The following is a 13,078-nucleotide window of genomic DNA, read 5'->3' on the forward strand; positions in this document are numbered from 1 at the left end:
ACTAACAGTTAACGAGAATCAGCAGCACGCCCCTTCCCTGCGGATAACAGGGGCGTGCGACAATCTGGCGACATGGACGATCGCGGCTGTGCAGAACAGGCGGTGTGTTGCGCGCATATCGCGGCGGAACAAGGCGCGCAGAGGACTGCGTAACCCGGATGGAGCGAAGCGCAATCCGGGCTACAAGATTGATCCGCGCTACGCCGGCTCAGTAATATTTGTGGAAGTGATGCACCGGCCCGTGGCCGTGGCCGACGGCGAAGCGATCGGCAGCGGCAATCGCGTCAGTGATCCAGGCCTTGGCGTTGCGCACCGCGGCCTCCATCGCCTCGCCCTTCGCGAGCCCCGCTGCGATCGCCGACGACAGCGAGCAGCCGGTGCCATGCGTGTTTGATGTGGCGATACGCGGCGCTGCCAGCGCGATGCTGCGCTTGCCATCGATCAGATAGTCGATGCTCTCGGCACCGTGCCCGTGACCACCCTTGACCAGCACCGCGCGGCATCCCATCGCCAGCAATTGCCTGCCCTGCCGTGCGACGTCGGCCTCGCTGGAAGCGACCGGCTGGTTCAGCAACGCCGCCGCTTCCGGCAGGTTCGGCGTGACCAGCGATGCCAGCGGAAACAGCATGGCCTTCAGCGCGTCGGCGGCCTCGGCCGCGAGCAGCCGATCGCCCGAGGTCGCAACCATCACCGGATCGAGCACGATGTGGCGCGGCGCCCAGCGCTTCAGCCCGTCGGCGATCGCAGCGATCGTCTCGGCCTGCGCCACCATGCCGATCTTGACCGCGCCGACGTCGAGGTCGGAGAACACCGCATCGATCTGGGCCGTGACGAACGCCGCGGGCACCGGATGGATGCCGCTGACACCCCTCGTGTTCTGCGCGGTCAGCGCCGTGATCGCCGAGGCCCCGAACACCCCGAGCGCGGCAAAGCTCTTGAGGTCGGCCTGGATGCCCGCCCCGCCCGAGGAATCCGAGCCGGCAATCGTGAGCGCGACCGGCGTCATCTTGCGGCACCGGCGATTGATACGAATGAGACCATTGCGATCAAGACCATGGCCTGTCCTAGCCCGGCCGCCCATCGGCAGCAAGTTCGCCTGACTTTACCGCGAGTTGGCCTTGAGTTGTCCTTGCCTTGACCTCTTGCCTTGGCGGCCCGTTTTTGGCCTATAGTCGCGGAAATCCCCGGAGACGACTTTGATGGTTCCTTTCTTCGTCCAGATCAAATGCAAGCTCGGCCAGTCCTACACCGTCGCCAACGCGCTGGCGGAGGCCGAGATTGCGTCCGAGATCTACTCCACCGCGGGCAATTACGATCTGCTGGTCAAGTTCTACGTCGACCACGACACCGACATCGGCCATTTCATCAACGAGAAGGTTCAGGTGATCCCGGGCATCCAGGACACCCTCACCATCATCACCTTCAAGGCGTTCGGCGCGAAGTAGACTCCGAATCCGCTTTCGTCATGGCCGGTCAGAAGCGCGAAGCGGGTCCTCGCACCAGGTGTCCCGGGCATGACCAAGCCAGGTGAAGGCGCCTGACGACATGGATCACGCTCTGAGCGAACCTCTCAGGAATCCTTCGCGGGCTTCTTCACCGGCTTCGGCGGTCCCTCGACCGGCGGCAGCGACTTGATGTATTCGGCGATCGCGTCGCGATCGTTCGGCGAGAGCTGCGAGGTGTTGCGGATCACGCGCACCATCGATCCGCCGGCGCTATCGCCGTCCGGCGTCTGCCCGCTCTCGAGGAAATAGGCGACATCCTTCGCGCTCCAGTCCGACAGCCCCCTCGGCGTGATGTTGGGGACCCAGCCCTCGCCCTCCGGGTTCGGGCCGCCGGCGAAGCGCTGCGCGCTGATGATGCCGCCGAGGAAATTCCGCGGGCTGTGGCACTCGGCGCAATGGCCAAAGCTGTTGACGAGATAGGCGCCGCGATACCACTGCGCCGAGCGGCTGGGGTCCGCGATGAACGGCTGGCCGTTCATGAACAGGAATTTCCAGACGCCGACATTGCGCCTGATGTTGAAAGGAAACGGCAAGTCGTGATCGCGCACCTTGCCGACGACCGGCGGCAGGGTCTTCAGATAGGCAAACAGGTCACGCACGTCATTGAGCTTGGCGTGCTGATAGGACGTGTAGGGAAACGCCGGGAAATAGTGCGTCCCCGACGGCGAGGTGCCCTTCATGACCGCGGTGACGAAATCCGCCTCGCTCCAGCGGCCGATGCCGTCGTTCGGATCGGGCGAGATGTTCGGCGCATAGAAGGTGCCGAACGGCGACGGTATCGCAAGGCCGCCACCGAGCCTGGTGCGGTCGTCCTGCTTCGGCACGGCGTGGCAGGAGGAACATCCCCCCGCATTGAACGTTGTGAGGCCGTTGGCGAGGTTGGGCTGGTAGGCGGGCAGCGCGCTTGCGGCAACGGTCGCGGGGATCGTCAGCCACCAGAACACACCGAAGCCGATTAAGCCGGCCAGGATGGCCAGGAGAAGAATTCGTCGCAGCATTCACCGATCCGTCATTGGTCGCTTCATCGTCTCAACCAGTATGATGGCAACCCGTCGCACAAGCTCGCATCAAATTTGCCGCAGGCACGATCAATTTGGGAATAAATCCGAAAAGCCGCTGTTTGAAGACTGCAACCATCGTGTGACGTCAAAGGGGAGAGAACCCATGTCCAACAAGACCTTGCTTGCCGCGCTGACGCTCGGCGCCGCCATCGCCCTCACCGGCCCGGCCTTTGCCGAAAAGCTGACAGCGAAGCTGGACGGCAAGGCGGAAGTGCCGGCAACCACCACTGCCGGCACCGGCACCGCCGATATCGACTACGACGCCGCGAGCAAGAAGCTCAGCTGGAAGCTGACCTATTCCGGTCTCTCGGGCCCCGCCACTGCCGCGCACTTCCACGGCCCCGCCGAGGCCGGCAAGAATGCCGGCGTCGCGGTCGCGATCCCGAACGCGACGTCGAGCCCGGTCGAAGGCAGCGCAACGCTGACCGACGCGCAGGCCGCCGATCTCCTCGCCGGCAAGTACTATGTCAACGTCCACACCGCGGCCAACCCGGGTGGCGAGATCCGCGGCCAGGTCACGAAGTAGATCCAACAAGAAACGGCCGACACAAAGAAGGGCGGACGCTTAGCGGCGTCCGCCCTTTTTCATTGACCAAAAGGCGCTCAGCCCTTTTTGATGCGGTATGTCTCGTGACAGCCGCCACATTGCTTGCCGATCAGGCCCAGTTCGGCCTTCAGGGTATCAACATCCTTGATCTTGCCCTTGGCATCGGCGACCGCCTTGGCAAAGCTCGCAGCCTGCTGCGCAAAACCGGCCTTGTCTTCCCAGATTTTCGGCGAAGGGGTGTAATCCCCATCCAGCTTGACGCCTTTCATGCTCTCGGGGAACAGCGTCGGAAGCTGCTTGGCGGTGTCCTCGAACTGGGCCAGCGCGGCATTGACGGTCGCCTGGTCGTAGGGCTTCTCGCCCTTGAGTATCGCCGCCAGCGCGCCCGCATTCTTGCCGTTATCCTTCATCATCCCTTGGGTCTTCTTGACCTGGTCCTGTTGCGCAACGACCGCACCCGCACTCAACGCAAGCATCGCGGCAACGATAACAATCCGCTTCATCGGCAAAACCCCTCAATCCTGCTCTGTCCCGGTCCGCGGTGTGCGGCCGGCCTGGTTTGCAAACACCGCAGGCGGAATCCTCATTCCGCCTGCGACAATTCATCAGAGATTATGCCGGCGCTGCGCCTCGCGGATCGCGACCCAGACCCGCTCCGGCGTGGCCGGCATGTCGATGTGGTCGATTCCGTATTCGCGATGCAGGCCCTCGACGATCGCGTTGACGACCGCCGGGCACGAGCCGATCGCACCGGCCTCGCCTGCGCCCTTCACGCCGAGCGGGTTGGTCGTGCAGGGCACGTTATGGGTCTCGAACACGAAGGACGGACCGTCGGAGGCGCGCGGCAGCGCATAATCCATGAACGTGCCGGTAACGAGCTGACCGTCGGCCGGGCTGTAGACCGCCTGCTCCATCAGCGCCTGCCCGATGCCCTGCATCGCGCCGCCATGAACCTGGCCCGCAAGCATCAGCGGATTGAGCGTGACGCCGAAATCGTCGACGATGACGTAGCTGACGATCTTGATGATGCCGGTGGCCGGATCGATCTCGACCTCGGCGAGATGCGTGCCGTTCGGATAGGTGCCGTCGGCGCTGGCAAACGTCGCGCTGGCGTTCATCTTCGAGGTATCGCCGCCGGGACGTTTGGCGAGATCGGCAAAGCTGACCGAGCGGTCGGTGCCGGCGATGCGGATGCGGCCATCGGCAATCTCGAGGTCGCCGGTGCCGGCTTCCAGCGCCTGCGCCGCGAGCTCCTTCAGCTTGTTGCCGAGGTCGTGCGTCGCCCGCTGCACGCTGACGCCGCCCGACGGGATCGATGCCGAGCCGCCGGTGCCCAGCCCGGTCGCGATCTTGTCGGTGTCGCCCTGCAGCACGTGGACGCGCTCGGGCGGCACGCCGAACTGCTCGGCGACGATCTGCGCATAGGCGGTCTGGTGACCCTGCCCGCTCGACTGCGTGCCGATCAGGATCGAGATATCGCCATTGGCATCGAGCGCCACATTGGCGGTCTCCTCGCCCATGGTGCCGCAGACCTCGACATAGCTCGCCATGCCGATGCCGCGCACCAGGCCGTCCTTCTTCGCCGCCTTGGCGCGTTTCGAAAACTCCTTCCAGTTGGCAATCTCCATCGCGCGCTTCATGTGCGCGACGAAGTCGCCGGAGTCGTAGACCTTGCCGGTCGCGGTCGTGTAGGGCAGCGACTTCGGCGGAATGAAATTCTTCCGCCTGATGGCATCGGGCGTCATGCCGAGTTTTCGCGCGGCCGCATCGACCAGCCGCTCGATGACGTAGGCGGCTTCCGGGCGGCCGGCGCCGCGATAGGCATCGACCGGCACCGTGTTGGTGAACACGGTGCGGACCCGGCAGTGGAAGGCCTGAATGTCATAGAGGCCCGGCAGCATGCCGGCACCGCCATGCGGGATATAGGGCGCAAAGGTCGAGAGATACGCGCCCATGTCGCCCATCAGGTCGACATCCATGCCGAGGAATTTGCCGTCCTCGGCGAGCGCCATCTTCGCGGTGGTGAGATTGTCGCGGCCCTGCGCGTCGCCCATGAAATGGTCGGAGCGCTCGGCGGTCCATTTGATGGTCTTCTTGAGCTTGCGGGCGGCGACCGAGATCAGTGCATATTCGCGATAGGGAAACAGTTTGGTGCCGAAGCCGCCGCCGACATCGGGGCAGATCACCCGCATGTTTTCCTTCGGCATCTTCAGGATCATGTCGCAGAGGATCTCGCGCAGGCGATGGCTGCCCTGGCTGCCGATCGTCAGCGTCAGATGATCCTTCCTGGCGTCGTATTCGGCGACCGCCGCGCGCGTCTCCATGAAATTGGTGATGACGCGCGGATTGACGATGGTGATCTCGGCCACCGCATGCGCCTTGGCGGAAGCATCTTCCGCGGCCTTCTTGTCGCCGATCGAGACGTCGAACAGCACATTGCCGGGCTTGTCCGGCCACACCTGCGGCGCGCCCTTCTTCACCGCGTTGACGAGGCCAGCCACGGCCGGCAGCGGCGTCCATTTGACGTCGATCGCCTCGATCGCGTCACGGGCATGATCGACGGTATCGGCGACCACGAAGGCTATGGCGTCGCCGACATGGCGCACTTCGTCCTTCGCCAGGATCGGATAAGGCGGCGCGGTGAACGGATCGGTTTCGAGATTGAACAGGCATGGCAGGCCGCCGAGATCGGCGACATCGGCCGCGGTCAGGATCAGCGCCACGCCGGGCATGCCGCGGGCCTTGCCGGCATCGATCGTGTAAGTCGCGTGCGCATGCGGCGAGCGCAGCATCAGCGCATGCAATGCGGGAGACGGGGCGACGTCGTCGGTGTAGCGGCCCTTGCCGCGAATCAGAGCGTCATCCTCCTTGCGCCGCACACTTTGTCCGACGCCGAACTTGATGGGAGCTGCCATCGTCTCTCCAATTGCCTTGGTTGTTTGCATACATATTGGCGTGGATGTCAGCGAAGCGCAAACCGCTTTCCGCCGCACGAAGCGCGATCACACAACCGGCACCTATGCATTTGATTTGACAACGCAAAACCAGAGCGTTTTGGAGCGAAGCGGGATACCGGGCCTCTCCACCGGAACGAGGCGCCAAACCATGAGCTGCAGAATCTCACGCAACGGGCCGTGCGAAAACTTCTGATGATAGAGAATCCGACCCGACGGATTTGCCGGAGCAGCGGGGATAGAGACGACTGCCAAAGCAACCTGAACTTAACCGCGACACCGAGAGTTTCATCCAGATCAGGTTCTTCCGCACACTTGGTGCCGGTTGCAGGATTCACAAAAACTACACCAAAGAACCGGAAGAACCCCAGGTTGTGACCGCCGTCTCTGCAAGATTGTCGCGCGATATGCTATGCCGCGTAATTGTAGTTTGGCATTTTGGTTGGGGACCGATGGCCGCTCGCAAATTGTCGCAAGGGCAGGCCCCCACGCGGATCGCGCGTCGGCGTTGGCACGAAGAGCGGTCGTTGCGGTGTGCCATCAGGTTGGCCCGCATGGGCTACTGGGAAGCGGAGAGTCCCGCTGCGACCGATTTCTGGATATCGCCTGAGCTCGCCGCCTTCTACGAATTCGAGACGGCCGACGGCTTCATCCCCATCGCCACGGTGCGCGAGCGCTATTTGCCTGAAAGCCGGAAGGTTCTGGAGGCGCATTACGCGGCCTGCTGGGCGGAGGGGCGGCCCTACGCGGTGCAGACGACGCTCCGCAGTTCCGATGGTCGCCTGCTCGACTGTGTGGTGCATGGCGAGCCGGAATTCGACGCGCACGGTCAGGTCCGGCGCGTGTCCGGCATTGTCCGCGACGTCACGGAGGAGACCTCCGCGCTGCGCCGCCTGGCGGAGAGCGAGCAACGGCTGGCCGATTTCGTCAGCACCGCCTCGGACTGGTGCTGGGAGAGCGACGCCGCCCATCGGATGCTGCCTTATCCCAAGTCGCTCGCCGGCAACGCGGCCTTCCAGACCGTTGCCAGTGGCGGGAGGGCGCGCTGGGATCTGGCTTATGCGCCCGAGGACGCAGAGGCGATGGCGCGGCACCGGGCCGATATGGAGGCCCACCGCCCTTTTCGCGACTTCATCTATACGCTGATCGGCCAGGACGGGTCGCGCGTCAGCATCTGCACCAGCGGCAAGCCCATCTTCGCCGATGACGGCAACTTTCTCGGCTATCGCGGTACGTCCAGCGACATCACCCAGCTTAGGGCGGCCAAGGCGCTGCTCGACCAGCGCACGCGGGCGCTGGAGGAAGCCCACCGGCTCGGCAAGATCGGCACCTGGAGCTACAGGCTGGACATCGGCCGCACGGTCTGGGCGCCCGAGCTCTACCAGCTTCTCGGCTTCGAGCCCGACGCGTTCGAGCCGACCAATGAGAACATGAGGCCCTATTTCCTGGACGGCGACGCCGACCGCTTCCGGGAGGTGCAGAAACGGGTCCTGCGCAGCCGCAGGACCGAGGCCACCGACCTGCGCATGTTGCACGCGGACGGCACGGCCCGCGATCTTGCGGTGATCTGCAAGGCTGAGGTCGCCCACGACAAGGTCATCGGCATCATCGGCACCGTGCAGGACGTCACCGAGCGCAAGGAGGCCGAGCGCCAGCTCGAGCAGCTCGCCTACACCGACCCCTTGACCGGCCTTGCCAATCGCGCGCTGTTCAAGCGCCGGCTCGCCGACTTGATCGAGGGCTGCGCCCTGGAAGGCCGGAGCGGCGCGCTGCTGCTCATCGACCTCGATCGCTTCAAGGAGGTCAACGACTCCCTCGGCCATGCCGCCGGCGACGAATTGCTGATCCGGGTGGCGGCTGTATTGCGGCAGGACCTGGGGCCGCGCGCCTTCATCGCCCGGCTCGGCGGCGACGAATTCGCCGTGCTGGCGGAGGGATGCGGCATGTCCGACGCCGCGCTGACCGGGCTTGCCGATCGGCTCATCGCCAAGCTGTCCGGCCCCGTCGATCTCATCGAGGGCGAGGCCTTTGTCGGCGCCACCATCGGCATCGCCCGCCTGCCGGAGCATGGCGCAGCGGCGGAGAGCGCCGTGCGCAATGCGGACCTGGCGCTGTACATGGCCAAGGAGGCCGGGCGCGGCCGGGCACAACTGTTCGAGCCGGTTCATGCGCAGGCGGTCGATCAAAGGCTCGATCTCGGCCGGCATCTGCGCCGCGCCGTGGAGGCCGGCGCCCTCGAGGCCCATTACCAGCCGCAGGTGGACCTGAGGACCGGCCGCGTCACCGGCTTCGAAGCGCTGCTGCGCTGGACCCATCCCGAGCGCGGGCCGATCTCGCCGGCGGAGTTCATCCCCATCGCCGAAAGCTCCGGGCTCATCGTTGATCTCGGCCTGTGGGTGCTGCGCGAGGCCTGCCGGCAGGGCCGCGCCTGGCTGGATGCCGGGCTGCCGCAGCGCTCCGTCTCGGTCAATGTCTCGCCGGCGCAGATCTGGAACGTGGATTTCGAGACGGCAGTCTCGGCCGTGCTGGCGGAGACCGGCTTTCCGGCTGAGCTGCTCTGCCTCGAGCTCACCGAAAGCCTGTTCGTGGATCATACCGAGCAGCGGATCAGTCGCACGCTGACGGCGCTCTCCGGTCTCGGCATCCGGCTGGCGCTGGACGATTTCGGCTCGGGCTATTCCTCGCTCGGCTATCTGACGCGCCTGCCCTTCGACTGGCTGAAGGTGGACCGCGCCTTCGTCGATGGCATTTCCACCGCGCCGGAGAAGCGCAAACTACTCGGCGGCATCATCGCTTTGTCGCACGGGCTGGGCATGAAGGTGGTGGCCGAGGGGGCCGAACTGCCGGCCGAACTGGACGTGCTCGGCGGGCTCGATTGCGACCTGGTGCAGGGCTTCGTCTTCTCCCCGCCCGTCGCCGCCGACAAGGCGCCGCTGGTGGCCGCCAGCATCGAGGGCAAGGCGTGCCGGATACAGCCGAAACGGGTTAGCCTCTAGGCTAAACGCGCCGGAGCGCGAACAGCCAGCCGCGGCCGAACAGCGTGAGGATCAGCAAGGCATAGACGAAGATGCCCACCGCAATCAGCAGCAGCAGGATCAGCTCGTCGCGAAGGATCTGCATCGGCGCGAACCACACATAGGCGAAATGCCAGGTCAGCCACAGCGCAAGCGCGAGCAGCACACCGCACAGCGCGAAGGTGCCGAACGAGCGGATCAGCGCGCGATCGAGCACGAGATAGCCGCGGCGGATCGCGAACATCAAAACGAGCAGCAGATTGACCCAGGCCCCGATCGCGGTCGCGAGCGCGAGGCCTACCTGTGCTAGCGTGCCGACCAGCGCGATCTTCAGCGCGACGTTGACCGCGACCCCGGTCAGCGCCGCCTTCACCGGCGTTGCGGTATCCTTGCGGGCATAGAAGGTCGCGACCGCGCTGCGGATCATCACGAACGGGATCAGCCCGACCGCGTAGGCCGCGAGCGTGGCGCCGGCGCTTGCGGCATCGGCCTTCGAGAACGCGCCGCGGGCGAACATCGCGCGCATGATCGGATCGGCGACGGTCAGGAACGCCGCCACGAACGGCACCGAGAACAGCAGCGTGAAATCGAAGGCGCGGCGCTGCGCGGCCATGGCGCCGGCGTGGTCGTCGGCGGACAGCCGCCGCGACATCTCCGGCAGCAGCACGGTGCCGATCGCGATTCCGATCACGCCGATCGGCAATTGGTTGAGGCGGTCGGCATAATACAGTGCCGACAGCGCGCCGGCCGGCAGGAAGGTCGCGATGATGGTGTCGGCGAACAGCGCAACCTGCGTTCCCATCGAGCCCAGCGTCGCCGGGCCCAGCGCGCGGAAGAAGGCGCGGACGTCCTCGTCGAGCCTCAAGGGCGCGAACCGCGGCAGGCCGCCATGGCGCGCGAGGTCGCCGGCGAGCAGGAAGTACTGCAGGAAGCCCGAGATCAGAACGCCCCAGGCCGCGGCATGACCGGCGCTGGGGAAGAACGCCGCGAGCGCCAGCGTCATCATCATGGCGAGGTTGAGCAAGATCGGCGCCGCGGCGGCGCTGGCGAAGCGATGCATCACGTTGAGCATGCCGCCATAGAGCGTCACCATCGTGATCAGCAGCAGATAGGGAAAGGTAATCCGCGTCAGCTCGATCGCGAGCTTGCGCTGCGCCGCGTCCTCGGTGAAGCCCGGCGCGAGGATGCTCATCGCCTGCGGCATGAACGCCATCGCCACCACCAGCAGAATCACCTGCGACGCGAGCAGCAGCGTGAAGATGCGGTCGGCGAACAGCCGCGCCGAGGCTTCGCCGCGCTCGCCATGGACATGGGCATAGGCCGGCACGAAGGCGGCGTTGAAGGCGCCTTCGGCGAAGATCGCGCGGAAATGATTGGGCAGCCTGAGCGCCACGAAGAAGGCGTCGGCGACCGGTCCGGCACCGAGGATCGCCGCGAGCATGATGTCGCGCGCAAATCCGGTCACCCGCGATAGCAGGGTATAGCCGCCGACAGTGAAGATGCGCCCAAGCATCTGCTGCTTCTAGCGCATCATCACCCTAGGTCAAAATGACGTATTCAGGACGTTAGCGATCTAGGCATGATCCAGCCCGAAAACCGGAAGCCACTTTTCGGGATCATGCCTGTAGCGCGCTGCGCACAGCCGCGATGACGCGGTCCTGCGTCGCCTCGTCGAGATAGGGGTGCATCGGCAGGGCGATGACGTCCTTCGACAGCCGTTCGCTGACCGGCAGGCCGCCGTCCGCGACCGGGAAGTGGCTATAGGCCGTCTGCTGGTGGACCGACTTCGGATAATAGATCATGGTCGGGACGCCCTGCGCCTTCAAGGCGGCCGCGAAGGCGTCGCGATCGATGCCGTTGGACAGACGGATGGTGTATTGCGCCCACACCGAGGTGCAGCCCGGAGCAAGCCGCGGCACCGCGACGAGGTTGCCGAGTGCACGCGTATAGCGTTCCGCCACCTTGTTGCGCGCCGCGATCTCGTCGTCGAAGATCTTCAGCTTCTCGAGCAGGATCGCCGCCTGCATGGTGTCGAGCCGCGCGGTGAGGCCGAGCCGCACGTTGTCGTACTTGTCGGAGCCCTGGCCGTGGACGCGGATACTGCGCAGCGTGCGTGCGAGCTCCTCGTCGTCGGTGAAGATCGCGCCGCCGTCGCCGAAGCAGCCGAGCGGCTTGGCCGGGAAGAAGCTGGTGCCGGTCGCGAGCCCGAAAGTGCCGAGCTTGCGGTTCTTGTAGGTGGCGCCAAAGCCTTGCGCGGCGTCATCGAGCACGAACAGGCCTTCGGCCTCGGCGACCGCGGCGATCGCATCATGATCGGCGCTCTGGCCGAACAGATCGACCGGGATCACGGCAACCGGCTTCAACCCGCGCGCCCGCGCCGTCGCGATGCCGCGCTTGAGCGAGTTGACGTCGATGTTGAAGGTCTCTTCGTCGACATCGACGAACACCGGCGTCGCGCCGGTCAGCGTCACGACCTCGCCGGTCGCGCAGAAGGTGAAGGTCGGGCACAGCACCGCATCGCCCGGCCCGACATTCTTCGCCATCAACACCATCAGCAGCGCGTCGGTGCCGCTGGCGCAGCTCACCACATGCTTGGCGCCGCTATAGTCCGCCAGTGCCTTCTCCAGCGCGGTCACTTCCGGCCCGTTGATGAACTGGCAATGATCGAGCACGCGCGCGACCGCGTCATCGATCGACTTGCCGAGCCGCCGGCGCTGCGCGGAGATGTCGATGAAGGGAATGGGCTCAAGCTGCAGGTGCTGGTTCATGGAGGCTCTTTGCAAATGTTGAATGATTGACGGTCAGCCGGCGATGCGGCGCGGCCCCTTGCGCAGCGTCGAGGCCGCAGGCCGCGCGGGCGATTCCAGGCAGCGGATCGCGATCTCGAGGCTCGCCACGCCCTCGTCGCCGGACACCGCCGGCACCTTGCCGCTGCGCACGGCATCGAGGAAGGCGATCAGCTCGGCGCGCAACGGCTCGTCGTGACCGACCGGCAGATGACGCATCGAATAGCTGCCGTCCGGCTTGAAGCCGAAACATTCGGTGACCTGGCGCGTCAGCAGGTCGCCCATCACATATTTGCCGCGCGTCGCCACCGTCACGTTGCGCGCCTTGAACGGCGTCAGCCAGTTGGTGTTGATGTGGGCGAGCACGCCGGAGGCCGTGCGGAATTGCAGCAGCGCGATGTCCTCGCGCTCGGCGACCGCGCTCGAGAGCTGCGGCTGCACCTCGACGATGTCGGACTCGGTGAACCAGCGGATCAGGTCGATGTCGTGCACGGCGAGATCGATCACGACGCCGACATTGGACATCCGCGGCGGGAACGGGCCGACCCGGGTGATGCCGATCGACAGGATGTCCTCGCCCGAGATCGCCTGCTTGATCGCGGCGACCGCCGGATTGAAACGCTCGACATGGCCGACCATCAGCGTGACGCCGGCCTTCTCGGCGGCGGCGACGATCTCGCGCCCCTCCTCGACCGTGGACGCGACCGGCTTCTCGACCATGATATGGATGTTGCGCGCGATGCAGGCGAGCGCGATCTCGTGATGCAGATGGGTGGGCGCTGCGATCGTCACCGCATCGACGCCCTCGGCGAGCAGTTGATCGAGGCTCTCGAAGGCGCGGCAGCCGACCAGGTCGATGGCGCGCGTGCGGTGTTCGGGCAGCGGATCGACGATGCCGACCAGCATGACGCCGGGCAGTCCGGCCAGCACGCGGGCATGGTTGCTGCCCATCACGCCGGCGCCGATCACGCCGACGCGCAATACGCGGCCGATATCGGCCTTCGCGCCGGCTGCGGACACTTTTGCATTCATATCGTAGACCCCAAGTGACGTTCTGGCGGTTGTCCCGGGCTTCTCGCAGAGCCACCCCTGGCTCAGGCGGAATCAGGACCCCTATTCCCGATCTGCGCCTCCGGCGCAAATCACCCCGCTTCGTTGGCAGCCGCTATAGCACGGCGCCCCAAATGTGGCGAATGCCAACAACGAAATCC

10 protein-coding genes are annotated in these 13,078 nt (G+C 65.5%); 3 read left to right on the forward strand and 7 right to left on the reverse strand.

What is annotated here, in order from left to right; translation table 11 throughout:
- Positions 1–208: 208 nt before the first annotated feature.
- Entirely contained in the window at positions 209–1,006 is a 798-nt protein-coding gene (gene thiD, locus HAP48_RS47195) for a bifunctional hydroxymethylpyrimidine kinase/phosphomethylpyrimidine kinase (RefSeq protein ID WP_166207438.1), read from the reverse strand.
- Between the two features lie 193 nt (positions 1,007–1,199).
- Here thiD and HAP48_RS47200 point away from each other — a divergent pair, with 193 nt between their 5' ends.
- The gene (locus HAP48_RS47200; protein WP_016845986.1) at positions 1,200–1,445 is read left to right on the forward strand and encodes an Lrp/AsnC ligand binding domain-containing protein; all 246 of its coding nucleotides are present in this window, start codon (positions 1,200–1,202) and stop codon (positions 1,443–1,445) included.
- Positions 1,446–1,570: 125 nt separating this feature from the next.
- On the opposite strand, the gene HAP48_RS47205 is transcribed toward HAP48_RS47200, so the two are convergent.
- Positions 1,571–2,503 (reverse strand): c-type cytochrome, encoded by a 933-nt coding sequence (locus HAP48_RS47205; RefSeq protein WP_166207441.1) that lies wholly within the window; start codon positions 2,501–2,503, stop codon positions 1,571–1,573.
- A 166-nt stretch (positions 2,504–2,669) separates the two neighbouring features.
- On the opposite strand from HAP48_RS47205, the gene HAP48_RS47210 reads away from it, so the two are divergent.
- On the forward strand, positions 2,670–3,092 hold the full coding sequence (locus tag HAP48_RS47210) for a CHRD domain-containing protein (RefSeq protein WP_166207445.1): 423 nt from the start codon (positions 2,670–2,672) through the stop codon (positions 3,090–3,092).
- A 77-nt stretch (positions 3,093–3,169) separates the two neighbouring features.
- On the opposite strand, the gene HAP48_RS47215 is transcribed toward HAP48_RS47210, so the two are convergent.
- On the reverse strand, positions 3,170–3,616 hold the full coding sequence (locus tag HAP48_RS47215) for a c-type cytochrome (protein WP_166207449.1): 447 nt from the start codon (positions 3,614–3,616) through the stop codon (positions 3,170–3,172).
- 102 nt (positions 3,617–3,718) lie between these two features.
- Positions 3,719–6,028 carry a xanthine dehydrogenase family protein molybdopterin-binding subunit gene (locus HAP48_RS47220; protein WP_166207453.1) on the reverse strand — a complete coding sequence of 770 codons (2,310 nt, stop codon included), beginning with the start codon at positions 6,026–6,028 and terminating at the stop codon, positions 3,719–3,721.
- A 593-nt stretch (positions 6,029–6,621) separates the two neighbouring features.
- Between HAP48_RS47220 and HAP48_RS47225 the strand changes: the two genes are divergently transcribed.
- Positions 6,622–9,063, forward strand: coding sequence for a bifunctional diguanylate cyclase/phosphodiesterase (locus tag HAP48_RS47225; RefSeq protein WP_224496865.1), 2,442 nt, complete (start codon positions 6,622–6,624; stop codon positions 9,061–9,063).
- A gap of 1 nt (position 9,064) precedes the next feature.
- Here HAP48_RS47225 and murJ read toward each other — a convergent pair whose 3' ends face one another.
- The 3 genes from murJ to HAP48_RS47240 form a co-directional block, all read right to left on the reverse strand.
- Positions 9,065–10,594 carry a murein biosynthesis integral membrane protein MurJ gene (gene murJ, locus HAP48_RS47230; RefSeq protein ID WP_166207459.1) on the reverse strand — a complete coding sequence of 510 codons (1,530 nt, stop codon included), beginning with the start codon at positions 10,592–10,594 and terminating at the stop codon, positions 9,065–9,067.
- A gap of 103 nt (positions 10,595–10,697) precedes the next feature.
- The gene (locus tag HAP48_RS47235) at positions 10,698–11,849 is read right to left on the reverse strand and encodes a DegT/DnrJ/EryC1/StrS family aminotransferase (RefSeq protein WP_166207462.1); all 1,152 of its coding nucleotides are present in this window, start codon (positions 11,847–11,849) and stop codon (positions 10,698–10,700) included.
- Between the two features lie 33 nt (positions 11,850–11,882).
- The gene (locus tag HAP48_RS47240) at positions 11,883–12,899 is read right to left on the reverse strand and encodes a Gfo/Idh/MocA family protein (RefSeq protein WP_166207465.1); all 1,017 of its coding nucleotides are present in this window, start codon (positions 12,897–12,899) and stop codon (positions 11,883–11,885) included.
- Positions 12,900–13,078: the final 179 nt, after the last annotated feature.

Origin of the sequence: Bradyrhizobium septentrionale (assembly GCF_011516645.4) — a bacterium.
GTDB classification, from domain to species: Bacteria; Pseudomonadota; Alphaproteobacteria; order Rhizobiales; family Xanthobacteraceae; genus Bradyrhizobium; species Bradyrhizobium septentrionale.